The organism is Bradyrhizobium sp. 61, assembly GCF_023073075.1.
GTDB lineage: Bacteria > Pseudomonadota > Alphaproteobacteria > Rhizobiales > Xanthobacteraceae > Bradyrhizobium > Bradyrhizobium barranii.
In genome coordinates this window covers 61,242-78,072 of the sequence record NZ_JADPIU010000111.1, presented here as the reverse complement: position 1 = coordinate 78,072, position 16,831 = coordinate 61,242, and the positions used below count along the sequence as shown (strand labels likewise).

Sequence of the window (16,831 nt, the reverse complement as noted above, 5' to 3'; positions counted from 1 at the left end):
GTGTTGACTAGTTTGATCGACCAGCAGTGGGGCGGAGAGAGTGTCAGTCAATCCCCATTGAAAGAAAAGGCGTTTTCAACTTTCTCAGATCAGAACCCACGGCCTAAGCTACGCTGGAAAATAGTATTCTGTCTCCGATAAAAATCTCTTTTCGCCTCATCGACAGCAATACCTTAGGCGCAGCTTCGCGGCGTAGCGCGAGCGGCTCGGGATCGGGATCGGGCTGTCGACGACGATGTGGACCAAGCAGAAGTCCAGTCCTGCCCATGCCGATGACGTTCTGCGTCGCACCGCCAACGGACAAGGAACGATCCCGGGTGTCGCCTTCGATATGTTCCGCAATCAGTGTCATCTGTCTGGACTCGTCAATCAGCGTTGCTTCTCAGCAAGCGGAATTGCGTAGGGGTCATCGCTCCCATGCTGCTGAGCGGCAGGCTGCTCGGGAGTGCCGGCGTCATCCAGGCTCTTCCGGAACCATAGGGCGTAGAGGCCGGGCAAGTACAAGAGCGTCAGGAACGTCGCAACGAACAATCCGCCCATGATGGTGATCGCCATCGGGCCCCAGAAGGCCGAGCGCGACAGCGGGATCATGGCGAGGATGGCGGCGAGTGCAGTCAGCACCACCGGACGGGCGCGGCGGACGGTTGCCTCAACGATCGCCTCGCGTCTGATGAGGCCGTGCGAAACATCGGTCTCAATCTGATCGACCAGGATGACCGTGTTGCGCATGATCATGCCGGCGAGCGCGATCAGGCCGAGCAGTGCCACGAAACCGAACGGGGCGTTGGCGACGTTGAGCCCGAGGGAAGCGCCCACGATGCCGAGCGGCGCGGTGAGGAACACCAGGATCAGCCGCGAGAAGCTCTGGAGCTGGATCATCAGCAGCGTCAGCATCACCATGACCATCAGCGGGAAGAGAACGAAGATCGAGGCGTTGCCCTTGGCGGATTCCTCGAACGCGCCGCCCGGCTCGATGCGGTAGGCCGGCTCGAGGTGGTCAATGATCGGCTGGAGCTTCGGCGTGATCTGGCCGGTGACATCGGGCGCCTGCACGTCGTCGGCGACGTCCGAGCGCACGGTGATGGCCATGTCGCGGTTGCGTCGCCACATAATCGGATCCTCGTGGGAGTACTCGATCCTGGCGATCTGCTGCAGCGGCACGGCCACGCCGTTGCGCGAGGTGATGGTGAGATCGCCGACTGCGCCGAGGTCGAGCCGTTCGGAGGAGACGGCGCGCGCGACCACGCCGACCTTCTCGATACCGTCGCGCACGGTCGTGACCTGTGAGCCCGAGATCAGCATCGACAGCGCCTGCGACACGTCCTGCGGGGTCAGGCCCATGGCGCGGGCGCGGTCCTGGTCGACGACGAGCTTCAGGTAAGGCGACTGCTCGTTCCAGTCGAGCTGGACGTCCTTGACGCTCTTGTTCTGCCGCATGACGTCGCGAACCTGGTAGGCGATCTCGCGCACCTTGTTGGCGTCGGGGCCGATCACGCGGAACTGCACGGGGAAACCGACGGGGGGACCGAAATTGAAGCGGTCGACGCGCACGCGGGCCTCGTTGAGCGCGCCATCGGCAACGGCGTTTTCAAGCCTGGCCTTGATGCGCTCGCGCGCCTCGACGCCCTTTGCGACGATGACGACCTCGGCAAAGGCCTCGTTCGGAAGCTGCGGGTTGAGGCCGAGCCAGAAGCGCGGCGAGCCCTGGCCGATATAGGCCGTATAGGTCTCGATGTCCTTGTCGTCCTTGAGCATGGTCTCGGCCTTCGTCACCGCCTTTTCCGTGACGTTGAAGGCGGTGCCCTCGGGCAGGCGAAGCTGGAGGAACAACTCAGGGCGCTCGGACAGCGGGAAGAACTGCTGCTGGACGTGGCCGAAGCCGACGATCGAGGCGATGAAGACGCCGACGGTCGCAACCACCACGGTGATGCGGTGGTTGACGCACCACTGCACGATGGCGCGCAGGCCCCGATACATGCGGGTCTCGTAGACCGCGTGCGGATCGTGGTTGGCGTGCACCTTGATGTTCGGCAGCAGCATGACGCCGATATAGGGCGTGAAGATCACGGCCACGAACCAGGAGGCAACCAGCGCGATCGCCACGATCCAGAAGATGCTGCCGGCATATTCGCCGACCGCGGAATTGGCAAAGCCGATGGGGAGGAAGCCAGCGGCCGTGACCAGCGTTCCCGTGAGCATCGGAAACGCAGTTGATTCCCAGGCAAAGGACGCCGCACGCATGCGGTCCCAGCCCTGCTCCATCTTCACCACCATCATCTCGACCGCGATGATGGCATCATCCACCAGCAGGCCGAGCGCGATGATCAGCGCACCGAGCGTGATGCGGTGCAGGTCGAGCGACATGGTGTTCATGACGACGAAGACGATGCCGAGCACCAGGGGCACCGACAGCGCGACCACGATGCCGGTGCGCCAGCCGAGCGCCAGGAACGACACGAACAGCACGATGACGAGGGCTTCCATGAAGGAGTGCACGAACTCGCCGACGGCGTGCTCGACCACCTTGGGCTGGTCGGCGATCAGCTTGACGTCGACGCCCTGCGGCACCGCCTTCATGAATTCAGACGTCGCCTTCTCGACCTCCTTGCCGAGATCGAGGATGTTGGCGCCCTTGGCGGTGACGAGGCCGATGCCGATCGCGGCCTTGCCTTCCTGGCGGACGACGAAGCTCGGCGGATCGACATAGCCGTGAGTGATGGTGGCGATATCGCCAAGGCGGAACACGCGGCCGTTGCTCTCGACCGGGGTCTCGGCCACCGCCTTGGCGCCGTCGAGCGCGCCGGTGACGCGCAGCGGCACGCGCTGCGAGGAGGTCTCGACGGTGCCGGCCGGCGTCACATTGTTCTGCTTGGCGAGAGAATCGAACAGCGCCTGCGGCGTGATGCCGAGGGTGGCGAGCTTCGCATGCGAAAACTCGACGTAAATGCGCTCGTCTTGGTTGCCGTAGACGTCGACCTTGGTCACTCCCGGCACCTTCAGCAGACGCTGGCGAAAACCTTCGGCGATCTTCTTGAGCTGGGCGTAATCGGCGCCGTCGCCGGTCATCATGTAGAGGATGGAGTCGACGTCGGAGAACTCGTCATTGACGACTGGCCCGAGGATGCCCGACGGCAGCTGGCCCTGTACGTCGATCACCTTCTTGCGCAGCAGATAGAAGAGATGGGGCACGTCCTTCGGCGGCGTATCGTCGCGGAAGGTCACCTGGAGCGCGGCGAAGCCGGGCTTGGAATAGGTCTGCACCTTCTCGAAATAGGGCAGCTCCTGGAGCTTCTTCTCGATGGGATCGGCGACTTGGGCCTGCATCTCCTGCGCGGTCGCGCCCGGCCACAGGACGGAGACGTTGACCACCTTGACCGTGAAGAACGGATCCTCGGCGCGGCCGAGCTTCTCATAGGAGAAGTAGCCGGCGACGCCGAGCATGAGCATCAGGAACAGGACCAGCGTCGGATGGCTGACGGCCCAGGCCGAAAGGTTGAAGCGCTTCATCGCACTCTCCGGAAAATCGATCCAATTGCCAAAACGACAGCCGCTCTGTTCAAACCGTCGTCGCGAGGCAGCGAAGCAATCCAGGGGGCTGGGCAGGTTCTGGATCGCTTCGCCGCTTCAGCCTTTGCGTAGGGACAAAGGCCGAAACTCACCTCACAGGACGTAACTCGTAAGAGACACTCAGAAGGACAGTGACGACACCACCCGCACCGTCTGGCTGGGATCGAGCTTCTGCACACCGAGGGCGACGATCTTGGCGCCTTCGTCGACGCCGCCGGTGATGATGACGTCATTGCTGTCGTAGGACTTCACCGCGACCGGCTTCAGCGAGACCGCGCCATTGTCGTCGACGACGTAGAAGGACGGCTTGCCGCCTTCGTTGAACAGTGCCGACAGCGGCAGCCGCGCGACGCGCTCGGTGGCGGCGTCCGACAGCGTCAACGTCGCGGTCATGCCGAGCGCGACCTTGTCGTCCGCCTCGGGCAACGAGAATTTTGCGAGATAGGTGCGCGTGGCCGGATCAGCCGTCGGCGCGATCTCACGCAGCTTCGCGACATACTTCTTATCCGGCTCGGACCAAAGAGTGACGCTGGCGACGCCCGACTTGGCGCGTCCGACCAGCGTCTCAGGGATCGCGACGACCGCCTCCTTTTCAGCAAAGCGGGCGACACGGATCGAAGCCTGGCCTGCGGCGACCACCTGGCCGGGCTCGATCAGCGTTGCGGTGACGACGCTACGGGCATCGGCAACCAGCGTCGCGTAGGAAAGGGAATTCTTGCTCAGCTCGAGCGCGCGCTCGGCGCGGTTCAGGCGGGCGCGGGCTTCGTCCGCGGCGGCGCGGCTTGAATCCATCTGCGCATCCGTGGTCCAGCCCTTGGCCTTCAGATCCTTGGCGCGCTGTTCGGCGGCGGCGGCCTGGACCAGCACGCCGGTTGCGGCCGTCTGCTCGGCGGCGGCCTGCTCGGCCTGGAGCTTCAAATCGACCTCGTCGAGGGTCGCGAGCGGCTGGCCGATCTCGACGGTCTGGCCAACTTCCACCAGACGCTTGGCGACCTTGCCGGCAACGCGAAAGCCCAGGTCACTCTCGATCCGGGGCCGGATCGTGCCGACGAAGCTGCGCTCCGGCGTCTCGGCATCATAATGCGCCGTTGCGACCAGAACCGGCCGCGGCGGCTCGGCTTTTTGAACCACTGTATCGTTGCAACCGACGAGGCTAGCCGCCATCAGGGCCAGCGACCCGCCCGCCAAGAGCCTAGAATAGCTGGACAAAACCGGCGTCTCCTCTGCTAATCGCTGTCAGCTTGCGGGATTGCGCGCCGTGACGATCCACGTCGCGCTGTCGATTATCACCGACCACTCGCCGGCGCGGCCCGCGAAGGCGGCACGAACCGCAGCCGAGGCGCGGGCGCGGATGTCGTCAGGCTGATCAGCGAGCGCGCGCGACAGCGGGCCGACCTCCAACGTCATCTTCACCGCGTCGTCGATCGCCGCGTCCCGCGTCGCGCCCTCGCCAAGCGGGACGGAAGCATCGAAGGGCGCGATAGCGATATCGGTGAAGCCGGCCGCCGTCAGGATCCGAGCCACCCGCCCCCGGTCGCCGAACGAGAATGGACCGGGCGCTTCGGGATCGGGCGGCGCCGTCGGCGGGACGATGCCCTTGATCGCGCCCATCGGCAGGCGCATCCAATCGTTCTCGGCCACGCCGCGCCAGCAGACGAAAGCGACCCGCCCGCCCGGCTTGAGCGCGCGGCGCATATGGGCGAACGCCTTTGTCGGATCGTCGAAGAACATCACCCCGAAACGCGAGAACAGGATGTCGAACGCCCCCTCGGGCAGCTCGGCGCTGCTGGCGTCGGCCACCCGGAACAGGACCTGCGTATCCTGTGGCGCAAGCGCGCGCGCGCGACCGATCAGCGGTTCGGATATGTCCACGCCCAGGACTTGGCCCCCCGCGCCGACGCGGGCGGCCAGAGCCAGACTCGACGCGCCCGCGCCGCAGCCGACGTCCAGCACGCGTTCGCCCGTCGCGGGCGCGGCGGCTTCGATCGCGGCCTGGCCGAACACCGCCAGCCTGGCGTCGAGCCGGGCCTGGTGCGCGACCCAGCGCTCCCCGCTTTGGCCATTCCAGTCGGTGACCTGATCCGCATTTCGCTCTGCCATGCCATATCCTTGTTCTGATTTGTTCTTAGCGAAGCTGTCGGATGCCAAAGCGCGCATCGTCTCCAGCGATTCCGCCTCCACCAGCGATAAGACGCCAGACCAGCGTGTGATCGTCTCATGCGTCGAGATCGGTGCCGCCTAAAGCGCGATGCGATTAGGATGAATCGGCATCGCGCTTGAGGTCTTTGTTTGAGCATGATCTTTTCGGAAAACCGCTGCGCACTTTTCCGGATCATGCTTTAGCGCCGGACTTCGAAGGACAACCGCGCGCGGCAGCGGGAGAAGGGAATTTGTGCTCTCAAACCAGCATCGACTGCTGGGCGAAGATACCCGCCATCGCGCCGTGCGATGATGCCAGGGTGACCGATGGCGGCGTAAGGGGGTTGGCGAGGTCGCCGGCGGCGTAGATGCCGGGCATGCTGGTTTCGCGGCGCTCGTCGACCTTGAGGATGATGCCGAGGGGCGTATCGACCGTGGCGAGGCCTAGTGATTCATGCAGGCTTGCGGACGGCTTGTTGCGCGGATGCGCGAACAGGATGTCGACCGCGACATTGGGGCCGGTATCGAGCTTGACGGTGGCGTTATGGCCCCCGTGATGGGCGATCTCGATGATCCGGCCATCGACGACAGGTGTGTTGCGGCGCGTCAGATCGGCCCGGATATCGGGCGGAATGTCATGACCATTGGCGAAGACCGTCAACCTGTCGGTCCAATCGTGGAACAGCCTGACCTGATTGTGCGACTGCCGGCCGGACCAGACGAGACCCCAATGCTGGCCGGCGACTTCAAAGCCGTCGCAATAGGGGCAGGGCACGATGGAGGTGCCCCAGCCTTCGGCAAAGCCCGGAACATCAGGCATCTGGTCGGCGACGCCATAGCTCAGGATCAGGCGACGCGCCCCAAGGCTTTCGCCATCGCCGGTAAGGACAGAGAAATTGTCGATGGCGCCGGAGACGCTGTCGGCCCGCGCACTGACCAGCTTGATCGTCGGATAGCGCGCCAGCTGCAGCCGCGCCTCTGCCAGGATTTCCAACGGTGGCTTGTGATCGTGGCCGAGCAGACCATGCGAGTGGCCGGCGAAGCGATTGCGCGGCAGGCCGGTATCGAGAACGGTGACCTTGCGGCGGGCGCGGCCGAGCTGCAGCGCGGCGGCGAGACCGGCAAAACTTCCGCCAATGATGATGACGTCATTCATGGTGATGGGCTCCGTGTTGTGGATGGAGGGGGGTGGCTTGGGCTTGGCGAGCAATATCCTCCAGCGATACGAAATCGAGACGGGCAGCGAGCAGGGCTTCGGTATCGGCGAGAAATTCGCCCATCGCTGTGTTGACCGGTCGGACAATGCCGCATTCGATATCGCCGGGCGGCCCGGGGAAACTTGATTTGGAGGACAGGTTGTCTACCCATTGGCTTGCACATTTCAGATACTTCATGGTATCGTAATGCAAGAATTAGGATACTGTCAAGGACTGGAATTGTCGTGACCGAAAATAGCCAGCGCCGGCGCGGCCGGCCCGCCAACGAGGCGCTTGGCCAAACGATAATCGACGCCGCGAGCGAACTCTTTGTGGAATTGGGTTTTCAAGCGACGACATTGGACAAGGTCGCCCAGCGGGCGAAGATATCCAAGCTCAGCATCTATCGGCACTTCGAGAACAAGGAGGCGCTGTTCAGCGCGGCCATCGCGGCCGGCTGCCATCAGTTTGCACAGGCCCTTTTTGAAGGCGTCGACGGTTCAGCCGAAGATCAGCTCATGGCGGTGGGATCATCCCTGCTTCGCACGCTGTTGAGGCCGGACGTCCGAAATGTCGAAGCCATGATCATGGCCGACAACACGAATCAAAAGTCGTTAAGCAAGCTCCATTACGAAGCCCGCCCCGCCCATGTCATCGCCCAAATCGAGGCCCTGTTGCGCCAGTTGCACGCAAAGGCGCTTCTGAACGTGCCCGATCCTCTCCGGTCCGCCCGCTTGTTTGCCGCGCTTTTCAAAGGATCCGATCTCCTGATGATCGCACGCTTCGATCAGGCGAGAGCAGAGGACGAAATCGAATCCTATTGCCGGTCGGCGGTCGCCATGTTCATCGCCGCGCACGGTAGCAACGACCACGGGGGCGGACATTTGCCTGCCCCAAGGTCAAAAAACAAAATTTGAATCGTGCGTGACCGATGTTGTCAAAATAACCGAGGCCGGTTTGAAGGCGGACTGGATTCGGGGAATGCGCTGCCGAGGGTTCGCCGCTTCCGCTTGAGCGGCAAGAAGCCGGCGAAAGAGCCGGCCGTGAAGAAGCGGTCCGACGCGACGTGCGGCGCGCATTTCGGAAAGGTGAACATCGCGGTGATGGAGAGAACCTGACGTTGCGATGCGCGCTCGAAGTCCAGCGCAAGGCGCACCGTTTGAGCGAGGACGGCCATGTATTCCCTCTCGCGAAATCTGTCCTCCGAACCTACGGTCAAACCCACGGCTTGCGCAAACCACGAGCAAAAATGTGGATGTGGCCACATCCGCTTTGTCGCGCGACCTATTGTTTTTGCTGTCGCTTCGGACGACCGGATACTGAGGGACAATTGCCATGGCGGAGGAACCCTCCCCCTAACCCACGGCGAAAAAACTCCAGCTTTCGCGGAGAATTAGCGCAACATCGGAGGGTTCTTCGGTGATTTCGCGGTGGATTCGAACGATCGGATACTGGAAAGAACTGTAGCGTAGAAATGGCGGAGAGAGCGTCAGTCAATCCTCGTTGAAAGATAGAGTATTTTCGACTTTTCCAAACCAAAACCCACCGTTTGAGCTACGGCCGAAAAATCGAGTTCCGCCCTCGACAAAAGCCTGTTCCGCCCAACGGCCCGTCATCGACGACACCGCGATCAAGCGACTCGCTAGACGGCCGTGTAACCACCATCGGCATTGATACAGGCGCCGGTGATGATCGACTGCGCGTTCGTTGTACGCGCGTACCGTCTCCTCGAGACCATCGGCGTCAATACCGGTCGCCACTGCAAGTTCGCGCAGTGTTGCTCCGCGCTTCAGATAGCCATTGCGCACAAATATGCCGATCGGAACCGGTGCCGGCTTGGCGTAGCCGAGACCGTACTTCCGGATCGTGCGGTGATCGCAGATCAGCCAGGCCGCAGTCTCCCCGCCCCCGGCTGAATCGGCGATCATTGCAGCACCGACATCATGGTAGGAATTCGACTCGTTGGTGAAGCGGCGGCCACTTCGATTGACCGCGATAACGCCGGGCTTGTAACGATCGACGAGATGCGGGAATACGCCCGTGCGTTCTCCTAACGGAACGCGCGACACCGGCATCCAGGCCGCCGCGTTGGCGAAGCGGATATCGCAGGCACCGCCCACCAGCTCTGCCATGCGAATACCGTCACCGGTGTTGGCCGCAGGCGTCGGCGACAGATGTTCGCCGCCTCGCGCAAGGTGAGGATAGGCAATGGCAATGCGCGCCATATCATGCGGGAAGCCGCCGCTCGCCAGAACCACCGCACGGCGCGCCATGATCCGGTATTCGCCCTTGGCATCGCTGACGACCGCACCGGTAACAGCGCCGCTCTTCTCGATCAGCCGCTGTGCCGGAGTTTCCGTGAGCAGTGGAATCCGCAGATCCAGCGCCGTCCTGGCGAGACGCGCCGCAAGCGCATTGTCGCTCGTGATCTTGATGCCGCGGCGATACAGAGCAAGGTCCTTCAAATGGTTGGCAAGTCGCTTCGCGACATAGACAGCCGACGTCAAAGACTGCGTGACACGGAAGAAGTGCTTCAGCTCGTCATTGGACGAGTTGAACATCATTCCGATGAACGTGATGGTCTCGAGCGAATACGTAAGAAGGTTTTTCATTGTGTGCTCGGATAATTCTCCCGATAGCGGACTTAAGTCATACGAACCGCTTTACTGTGATTTCCTCCAGATCGAGTTCCTGCTCGATTGCGTGGAGCACACTGTCGTGGATTTGGTCGTCTCGATGCATCCGCAGCAATTCTTTGCGACCGGCGGAAATTGCTGCCAAGACGGCCGTGAAGTGATCCGCGCGGTGCGACGTCAATACTTCGGGCTCCTCCGAGAATCGCGCCGACGCCCTTACCCGGTAGGAATATTGCTCCATCAAACGAGGATGACGGTGGCTTCCGTCTGGTTCGAGTGACTCTTTTTCGACCGCCGCCAACTGAGCGGCAGCAATGCGAGCACGGGCATCGGCCTCAGAGAGTTTCGAATTGTGCAATGAGCCGATCCTGGCTCCTGAGAGCAGTCGTACGAGCGGAGCTAGGGTAGAGCCTTGCAGAAGAACCGTCGCGAGGATGACCGCGAACGTCACCGCCAGGATGAGGTCTCGACCGGGAAACGCCTCGGGAAGTGAAAGGGCCGCGGCGAGACTGACCACTCCCCGAATCCCCGCCCAACTCATGATGAAGGGCACGGATAGCGGAGGATAGGGATCCCGCGCACGGAGCATGGGGATCAACGCGCGAGGAATGTAAGTCGTCGGGAAGATCCATGCGAACCTCGCGACGATCACGGCCGCGACGATCGCCATGGTCGAAGGCAGGAGATGCAGTCGTAGTGGGCCTTGGCGCCGCCCATCATCGCCTGCCGCCACCAATTGCGGATCAGCCCCTCGCTTACGTCGGCGCCCTCACGCTTGAAGCCGTAAAATGGTCCGGCAGGGACATCGAGGTAGAATTGCGCACGGTTGCGAGCGAGCGCCTCGCGAAATCCGTCGAACACCTCCATCGGCAGGCCGCCAGGATAGCGCGGTGTCGCCAGCATAATCGGCGGCACCGCGCCGATCAGCACCGCCTTTGATACTCGGCCGGGCTCGCTGCGGGCGACATAGCGGATTACCTTCCCGCCGCCGGTCGAGTGTCCAACGTGGATCGCGTCTTTCAGATTAAGTTCTCGGACCAAGGCAGCGACGTCGGCCGCGTAGGTGTCCATCTCATTCCCGGTATCGGTCTGGTCGGAGCGACCGTGGCCGCGTCGATCATGCGCAATGACGCGATCGCCCTTGCTTAGGAAGAAAAGCATCTGAATGTCCCAATCGTCTGCGCTCAATGGCCAGCCGTGATGGAACATGATGGGCTTGGCCTCTCTCGGACCCCAATCCTTGTAAAAGATCCGGGTACCATCCTGCGTTGCTAGTATCGCCATTTTCACCGTTTTCCTTTTGTGATTGAGATGAAGATCAGCTCAGGCCGGCAAGCGTCAGGCGGAGTGCATCCCCCCCGGCGTAGGGCTTTCGTGGGTGGCTCGGAGCATCTCCTCGGCGTCGGCGCCGACTACCGCGCGGCTCGGCGCGGGATGCTGCTCGGCGATTTCGATCACCTCTGTAGCGGTAGCGGCCGATTCGAAGCTGGCCGCCTGGATACTGCTCAGCCCCTTCGCGAAGGTGCCTAACGTCTTGCCGTAGAGTTTGCGTTGACCTGGCGTCATCCCGTTTGCGATCCGCGTCAAGGCCGACGTCTTCGCTGAACCACCGGTCTTCATGTTGCCGGCGGTCACCACCACGACCTCAATACCGAAGGATTTCAGTTCGGCGCGATAGACAGCCGAAAATACCTCGATCGCCGCATGCGAAGCTGCCGACGGCCCGCTGAACGCTAACGGCAAGCTCGCCATCCATGTGTTGACCTGTATGATACGGCCGCGCGCGTTGCGTAAGGCCGGCAAGAATGCGTTGATCACCGAAAGGGCACCGAATACGTTGACTTCAAACTCTTGACGGATGGCGTCGAGCAGAAGGATCTCGATCGGACCTTGAGTGAGGATGTCGGCATTGTTAATCAGGAGGTTGAGCCCGGCAGCGCCAAGTGCTTCAGTCACACCGGAGGCCCAAGCCTCCACGCCCATCGCCTTTGTGACGTCGCAGACGGTCAGGCTGACACGTCCGCCGGAAGCGTCCCTGAGATCTAGGGCCTCCGCCGCGGACATCGCAGTGCCGAAGACGATATAGCCCTTGGCGGCGAGCCCGAGCGCGATGACGCGGCCAAGGCCGGCGCCGGCGCCCGTGACTACGACCGAACGGCCGAATCGTGGAGAAGTGGATACCATCAGGTGTTTCCTTCCAGAGACGAAACACTCCTCACGGATTTGCGCGCGCCGCCGCCCGGACAATCGGCGCAACTTCAGTGCCTAGGAGTTCGATCGAGCGCTTCATCGCGGCGGTTTCGAGCGAAGCGGTGCTCATTTGAAACGTGATGCGCGAGACGCCACCGAGCGCCTCGCTGGCGTGGAGCATCTTGGCTGCGACCGTTCCGGGACTACCAATCAGAAACGCGCCCTCCGGACCGGCCATTTCTTCGAACTGCCGGCGTGTCGGCGCCGACCAGCCGCGTTCACGACCGATCCTCGTCGTCAAATGCGCCCAGCCGGGGAAGAAGGCATCGCCGGCTGCCGCGTCGGTTTCGCCGACAAAGCCCATTGCATGGACGCCTACCGCGAGCTTTTCGGAATCATGCCCGGCGCGCTCGCCAGCTTCGCGATAGAGATCGACGAGAGGACGGAATCGTTCGAAGCTGCCGCCTATGATCGCGACCATCAACGGAAGGCCAAGCTCGCCGGCTCGCGCGAAGGATTGCGGCGTGCCGCCAACGCCGATCCAGAGCGGAAGTTGCGACTGATGCGGGCGTGGGAAAATGCTTTGGCCATGGAGCGGGGGCCGGAAGCGCCCATTCCAGGTGATGTTGGTCGATTCGCGGAGCTTAAGAAGTAGATCGAGTTTCTCGGCGAAGAGTTCGTCATACGCCATGGTGTCGAGGCCGAACAGCGGGAAGGCCTCACCGAACGAACCGCGACCGACGACGATCTCCGCACGGCCGCCGGCGATCAAATCGAGTGTCGCGAACTCCTGAAACACGCGCACCGGGTCGGCCGCGCTCAAGACGGTCACGGCGCTCGTCAAGCGGATCTGACTGGTGCGGGCTGCCGCCGCGGCCAAGATAACCGCGGGAGCGGAATCCAGGAACTCTGCGCGATGGTGCTCGCCGACACCGAATACATCGAGTCCAGCCCGGTCGGCGACCTCGACCTCCGCGATGAGGTCTGCCATGCGATCGGTGCCGGATGGAAGCTTGCCCGTCGCCGGATCGGGAAGCATGGCCGCGAAGCTGTCGATACCGATTTCCATGGGAAGCCTTTCGAGCAGTTAAGCTTGGCGAGATCCCTCGTCAGGATCGAACATCGAAGCGCCCCCGGTCGTCGCGGTTGCCGGCACATCGTTCTGCAGAACGTCCCAATGCTCGGCAAGCTTGCCGCCTTCGATCCGGAAGAGATCGACTACGACCTGCGGCACGTCTGCCCAACCTCGGATTCGACCGTGGATCGCGACGAAATTGCCTTCGGCGACCATCAGGCCAGGTTCGTAGTATACGTCGCGCGACAGACTAGCGACGAGCGCCTTCAAGGCGTCTCGGCCTTGTGGGATGCCGGGATTGTGCTGGATGTAGGCTGGAGCATAGAGCCGCTCGACAGACGCTGCGTCTCGACGCTGGAATAGAGATGTCATCGCATCGAGGACCAGCGCCTTGTTTCGCTGAGGCCGATCGTCGGCGACGCGGTCGGTCGGCCGGGTGACAACCAAAGGCCCTGTCATTCGCATGAATTGACCACTCGGCAACGTAGCAAATGAAAGGACTTGACGGCGGTCGAAGTCCTGGATGTTGGTGACCGTGGCTCCATCCCTCTCCTGCCAACTGACGGCAAAGATGCTGTTGCCGATGGGCACGACCTGAATATCGACGGTTTCGGTCCGGGCCAAAGGCCCCTCTTTGATTTCGAACGTCAATTGCGTCGCGGACAGCAACGTCAGGCTGACTTTGAAATTCGGATAGGACACATCCATTTGCAGTCCAACCGGGTAGTGTTCGGCCACCATTTTGAGCCTTCCTTGCGGGTCGATTGAAACACAACATTCGGCCGATCGCGGCCGCGACGTCCTCCGCGGATGAACAGTGACAGGCGGTTGGAAACGGATCAGTTTCGTTGCCCGATGCGAGCGAGGTCGCTGTACGCTCACCCCCTGAAAGCGGTTCGGTTCCCAGCTTTCCGGAAAGAGGGGATGACGAGACTAGCCCAGCGAACACCCTTCGCAATGCATCGTCCGGACGCCCGTCACCCCCTTCAATTCACTTCGCGGCGCTTGGTACCGGAGTATTGAGCAATTGCTGTTCCCACATATAAGCGATACCGCTGCCGGCGAAGTGCTGGATGAGAATCTCGGTCAGCTCCTCGACATGCTCGGTGCGCGCCCAATCGCGTTGCCATTCGCCAGCGAGCGCCATCACGGTCATCACGTTCGCGCCGGCCGCGATCATTCGCTGGACTGCAACTTCGTGAGACTCCTTCGAAATCCCGCCCGACGCGTCGGTGATCACGGTCACGTCCCAGCCTTCGCCGGCGGCCTGGATGACAGGCATTGCGACGCAGACCTCGGTCCACAGGCCCGCGATAATCAGCTGCTTGCGGCCGGTCGCCTTGACGGCGTTCACCACATTCTCGTCCTGCCAGGTGTTCACCCAGGTGCGATCGATGACTTCCTGGCCCGGAAATACGTCGGTGATCTGCTTAAAGAGAAGTCCACCGCGCGCCGCGATCACACTGGTGAGAATGGTCGGAACATTGAAAGCTTTTGCGAGCTTCGCCAGCGCGGTCGTGTTGTTGACCACAGCTTGCGGATCGTGGCTGTTCAAGTTCGTGAGCTGATAGGGCTGGTGATCGATCAGAACGAGTACCGAGTCCTCGGGACGAAGAAGCGACGCAAGGCCGTTGCGAAAGGTCATGAATATCCTCTGCTGCCGTTAGATGAGGCTGATTTGTGGGAGACACCCGCCGACTGCGACGATGTCTGCGTGGACACTGCCATTCCCATTTGCGATACGGTAGCGCTCGCCCTCGCCACACTGTGTCGCAAAAACAGGAACGCTAAAATTGGACATTGAAGAACTGCGAACATTCGTAGAGGTCGCTGACGCCGGCGGCGTATCATCTGCTGCGCGCCGGCTCGGGGTCTCCAAGTCGATCGTTAGTCGGCAGCTCGCTCGGCTTGAAGCAGAGCTCGGCGTCCAGCTGCTTGCACGAACCACTCGCGGCGCCGTACTCACAGAGGCGGGTTCCACATTCCGAGATCACGCCGCCAGAGTCTGCGCCGAGATCGATGTTGCCAAGGAAACGATCCTACCCGCAGGTGATCTCCGCGGCCGCTTGCGGATTGCTGCACCACTTACCTTTGGCCCGACTCATCTTGCACCGGTGTTCGCCGAAATGGCGCGACGTTACCCTCAGCTTGGCATCCACACCTGCTACACTGATCGCTTCGTAGATCTCATCGCAGAGGGTTATGATTGTGCGGTACGGCTTGGCCATCTTCCGGACTCTAACCTGATCGCAAGGCGCGTCGGACCGATCTATGGGAAGTTAGTTGCGAGTCCGGAGTATATCAAAGCGCACGGATCGCCTGAGACACCGGATGAACTCCTGACGCATCAGGCTCTCATGCAGGGCACTGAAACCTGGCAGTTCATGGATGGTGAACGAACCGTCACGGTTCGACCGCAGGGGCGCTTCAAAGCCGACAACGGCACAGCTCTGGTCACTGCCGCGATAGCAGGACTCGGCATCGCTTATCTCCCCGAGGGCCTGATCCATGAGCATCTGGCCTCTGGCACGCTTGTTCCGGTCATGACCCGGCGCCCGATACGTCCGGCGGGTGTATTTGTCGTCCGGCCACCAGGCCAGCATCCCGCTCGCAAGATAAGAATCCTCACCGAAATGCTGATCGAGTGTTTCGGAAAAGCTCCGGACGTTGTCGGCACTGCAGCTGTCTGAGTAGAGCACTGAGCCGAGGTGGGTAGGTGATATGCGCGACCTAGATCCCTCGAGCGTTCGCGAACGGATAGATCAACACTCCCGACGCCATTTCCTGCGGAGCCACGACGACTTACCGTGAGCCGACTCTGAACTGGTCGACACTATTCCAACGACACTCTGGAACTGCACCTGCAACACGCAGGGATGCGTCTACTCGCGCGCGACCCGAAGGTGATGCTGCCCCACAACTGTCGAGAACACCGCGCGTCGCGTGAACTCAGAGAGCGCGACGTCGTCCAGACTTCCCGTGCCCTCAATAGCCTAGGCCACGATCTGCATCTGCGAATAGGCCAATGGCGCCAATTCGGCTTCTGCCCGCTGAACCTTCCCGCGCTGTTGTTGGCGGCTTGACTGCGCAAAGCACGGCGACCGGCCTCCAGGAGGGTGTTTGACAGCAAGCCTGTCGCCGACCGCATCCGCGAGCAGCGGCAGGAAGCCAATCGCGGGGGAATGATCCAAGAGATCACGGCCTGATAGGCGCTCAACCGCGCTGTTTAAGATCGTAGAAGATCGTAGCTTGGCGTACAAAATCGTGCAAATGGCGGAGAGAGCGGGAGTCAAACCCACGATTCACGGCATGGTGCTGAATTCCAATACCAGCCGGCCACCGTCAGGCTCGGAATGCGCTGCGAGCTAAGAAAGAGCCAGCCCATATTCAGGTCAACCGACCACTCACAACGACTGGTTGCAGGTTCGAACCCTGGCGGCCCCACCAAAGCACCCATTAAGTGGTGATCCCTGCCCTGCTCCGCCGCTTCACTCTCAGGACCGTTCGCGCTTCCCCGGACATCAACCAATGACGACCCCGACGCTAGCCTTCAATAGATTTTTCTTGATCTCCCGATGCACACGTCGTGCACACACAGCCTTCTAAGCGACTGAAAAACCTGAACTCTCGCTCCAGTCCATCATCGGCAAGCCTGGTCTAGCTCCAGCGAGCGTGGGCTAATCCAATGTGTGTCTGAAAACGAACATCCGCTGGTTACAGAGTCGGTCGTTACAGGAAGGCCTTTGCAATTTGGTATGGCGGTTCAATCGAGGTGATCGCAGTGCGACGTGAAATTGGTCATCAAAAGATGATCGACATCCTCAACTTCGACGATGCTAGCGCTTCTCAATCCTCCGGTCTTACAACTGCCTCATCATGGTCCACGTTTTCTTCGCTTTCAGTTGAGCAGCATTGAACGCCGTGATTGAATCAATTCGCGCAGAGCTTTCGCGGCCTCTCGCTTACTTATTCAGCCTCGCGGTCGCTGATCTAAATGTCGAAAACCAGGTTCACGGAGGCCGACGTTA

General features: G+C 61.6%; 15 protein-coding genes and 1 pseudogene. 2 read left to right on the top strand and 14 right to left on the bottom strand.

What is annotated here, in order from left to right:
- Window positions 1–103: 103 nt before the first annotated feature.
- The 6 genes from IVB46_RS42220 to IVB46_RS42195 form a co-directional block, all read right to left on the bottom strand.
- Window positions 104–352 (bottom strand): hypothetical protein, encoded by a 249-nt coding sequence (locus IVB46_RS42220; protein WP_247345721.1) that lies wholly within the window; start codon window positions 350–352, stop codon window positions 104–106.
- 17 nt (window positions 353–369) lie between these two features.
- Window positions 370–3,507 carry an efflux RND transporter permease subunit gene (locus tag IVB46_RS42215; RefSeq protein ID WP_247345718.1) on the bottom strand — a complete coding sequence of 1,046 codons (3,138 nt, stop codon included), beginning with the start codon at window positions 3,505–3,507 and terminating at the stop codon, window positions 370–372.
- A 180-nt stretch (window positions 3,508–3,687) separates the two neighbouring features.
- Entirely contained in the window at window positions 3,688–4,731 is a 1,044-nt protein-coding gene (locus tag IVB46_RS42210; protein WP_247345968.1) for an efflux RND transporter periplasmic adaptor subunit, read from the bottom strand.
- A gap of 72 nt (window positions 4,732–4,803) precedes the next feature.
- A complete protein-coding gene (locus IVB46_RS42205; protein ID WP_247345714.1) occupies window positions 4,804–5,667 on the bottom strand; it encodes a class I SAM-dependent methyltransferase in 864 nt (287 codons plus the stop codon).
- A gap of 298 nt (window positions 5,668–5,965) precedes the next feature.
- Window positions 5,966–6,862 carry an NAD(P)/FAD-dependent oxidoreductase gene (locus tag IVB46_RS42200; protein ID WP_247345709.1) on the bottom strand — a complete coding sequence of 299 codons (897 nt, stop codon included), beginning with the start codon at window positions 6,860–6,862 and terminating at the stop codon, window positions 5,966–5,968.
- Window positions 6,855–7,100: a hypothetical protein gene (locus IVB46_RS42195; RefSeq protein WP_247345707.1), complete on the bottom strand. Its 246-nt coding sequence runs from the start codon at window positions 7,098–7,100 to the stop codon at window positions 6,855–6,857. The genes IVB46_RS42200 and IVB46_RS42195 overlap by 8 nt, the downstream gene beginning before the upstream one ends.
- Before the next feature lie 47 nt (window positions 7,101–7,147).
- On the opposite strand from IVB46_RS42195, the gene IVB46_RS42190 reads away from it, so the two are divergent.
- A complete protein-coding gene (locus IVB46_RS42190; protein WP_247345704.1) occupies window positions 7,148–7,819 on the top strand; it encodes a TetR/AcrR family transcriptional regulator in 672 nt (223 codons plus the stop codon).
- Window positions 7,820–7,839: 20 nt separating this feature from the next.
- Here the strand turns inward: IVB46_RS42190 and IVB46_RS42185 are convergent, their stop codons facing one another.
- The 8 genes and pseudogenes from IVB46_RS42185 to IVB46_RS42150 form a co-directional block, all read right to left on the bottom strand.
- Window positions 7,840–8,079, bottom strand: a complete 240-nt coding sequence (locus IVB46_RS42185) for a hypothetical protein (protein WP_247345702.1) — start codon at window positions 8,077–8,079, stop codon at window positions 7,840–7,842.
- A gap of 316 nt (window positions 8,080–8,395) precedes the next feature.
- Entirely contained in the window at window positions 8,396–9,514 is a 1,119-nt protein-coding gene (locus tag IVB46_RS42180) for an FAD-binding protein (RefSeq protein WP_247345699.1), read from the bottom strand.
- Window positions 9,515–9,551: 37 nt separating this feature from the next.
- Window positions 9,552–10,208 carry a cation:proton antiporter gene (locus tag IVB46_RS42175; protein WP_247345697.1) on the bottom strand — a complete coding sequence of 219 codons (657 nt, stop codon included), beginning with the start codon at window positions 10,206–10,208 and terminating at the stop codon, window positions 9,552–9,554.
- Window positions 10,209–10,222: 14 nt separating this feature from the next.
- A pseudogene (locus tag IVB46_RS42170) lies at window positions 10,223–10,822 on the bottom strand (alpha/beta hydrolase); the annotation flags it as partial.
- A 54-nt stretch (window positions 10,823–10,876) separates the two neighbouring features.
- Window positions 10,877–11,722, bottom strand: a complete 846-nt coding sequence (locus tag IVB46_RS42165) for an SDR family NAD(P)-dependent oxidoreductase (protein WP_247345693.1) — start codon at window positions 11,720–11,722, stop codon at window positions 10,877–10,879.
- A gap of 31 nt (window positions 11,723–11,753) precedes the next feature.
- Window positions 11,754–12,797, bottom strand: coding sequence for an LLM class flavin-dependent oxidoreductase (locus tag IVB46_RS42160; RefSeq protein WP_247345690.1), 1,044 nt, complete (start codon window positions 12,795–12,797; stop codon window positions 11,754–11,756).
- A gap of 18 nt (window positions 12,798–12,815) precedes the next feature.
- Window positions 12,816–13,544: a nuclear transport factor 2 family protein gene (locus IVB46_RS42155; protein WP_247345686.1), complete on the bottom strand. Its 729-nt coding sequence runs from the start codon at window positions 13,542–13,544 to the stop codon at window positions 12,816–12,818.
- A 250-nt stretch (window positions 13,545–13,794) separates the two neighbouring features.
- Window positions 13,795–14,448 carry a hydrolase gene (locus IVB46_RS42150; RefSeq protein ID WP_247345683.1) on the bottom strand — a complete coding sequence of 218 codons (654 nt, stop codon included), beginning with the start codon at window positions 14,446–14,448 and terminating at the stop codon, window positions 13,795–13,797.
- A 148-nt stretch (window positions 14,449–14,596) separates the two neighbouring features.
- Here IVB46_RS42150 and IVB46_RS42145 point away from each other — a divergent pair, with 148 nt between their 5' ends.
- Window positions 14,597–15,493, top strand: a complete 897-nt coding sequence (locus IVB46_RS42145; protein ID WP_247345681.1) for a LysR family transcriptional regulator — start codon at window positions 14,597–14,599, stop codon at window positions 15,491–15,493.
- The last annotated feature ends 1,338 nt before the right edge of the window (window positions 15,494–16,831 follow it).

What these genes read in the sequence shown, in the direction of transcription:
- IVB46_RS42220 (WP_247345721.1), bottom strand. Translation starts at nt 352, where the DNA reads ATGACACTGATTGCGGAACATATCGAAGGCGACACCCGGGATCGTTCC.
- IVB46_RS42215 (WP_247345718.1), bottom strand. Translation starts at nt 3,507, where the DNA reads ATGAAGCGCTTCAACCTTTCGGCCTGGGCCGTCAGCCATCCGACGCTG.
- IVB46_RS42210 (WP_247345968.1), bottom strand. Translation starts at nt 4,731, where the DNA reads ATGGCGGCTAGCCTCGTCGGTTGCAACGATACAGTGGTTCAAAAAGCC.
- IVB46_RS42205 (WP_247345714.1), bottom strand. Translation starts at nt 5,667, where the DNA reads ATGGCAGAGCGAAATGCGGATCAGGTCACCGACTGGAATGGCCAAAGC.
- IVB46_RS42200 (WP_247345709.1), bottom strand. Translation starts at nt 6,862, where the DNA reads ATGAATGACGTCATCATCATTGGCGGAAGTTTTGCCGGTCTCGCCGCC.
- IVB46_RS42195 (WP_247345707.1), bottom strand. Translation starts at nt 7,100, where the DNA reads ATGAAGTATCTGAAATGTGCAAGCCAATGGGTAGACAACCTGTCCTCC.
- IVB46_RS42185 (WP_247345702.1), bottom strand. Translation starts at nt 8,079, where the DNA reads ATGGCCGTCCTCGCTCAAACGGTGCGCCTTGCGCTGGACTTCGAGCGC.
- IVB46_RS42180 (WP_247345699.1), bottom strand. Translation starts at nt 9,514, where the DNA reads ATGAAAAACCTTCTTACGTATTCGCTCGAGACCATCACGTTCATCGGA.
- IVB46_RS42175 (WP_247345697.1), bottom strand. Translation starts at nt 10,208, where the DNA reads ATGGCGATCGTCGCGGCCGTGATCGTCGCGAGGTTCGCATGGATCTTC.
- IVB46_RS42165 (WP_247345693.1), bottom strand. Translation starts at nt 11,722, where the DNA reads ATGGTATCCACTTCTCCACGATTCGGCCGTTCGGTCGTAGTCACGGGC.
- IVB46_RS42160 (WP_247345690.1), bottom strand. Translation starts at nt 12,797, where the DNA reads ATGGAAATCGGTATCGACAGCTTCGCGGCCATGCTTCCCGATCCGGCG.
- IVB46_RS42155 (WP_247345686.1), bottom strand. Translation starts at nt 13,544, where the DNA reads ATGGTGGCCGAACACTACCCGGTTGGACTGCAAATGGATGTGTCCTAT.
- IVB46_RS42150 (WP_247345683.1), bottom strand. Translation starts at nt 14,448, where the DNA reads ATGACCTTTCGCAACGGCCTTGCGTCGCTTCTTCGTCCCGAGGACTCG.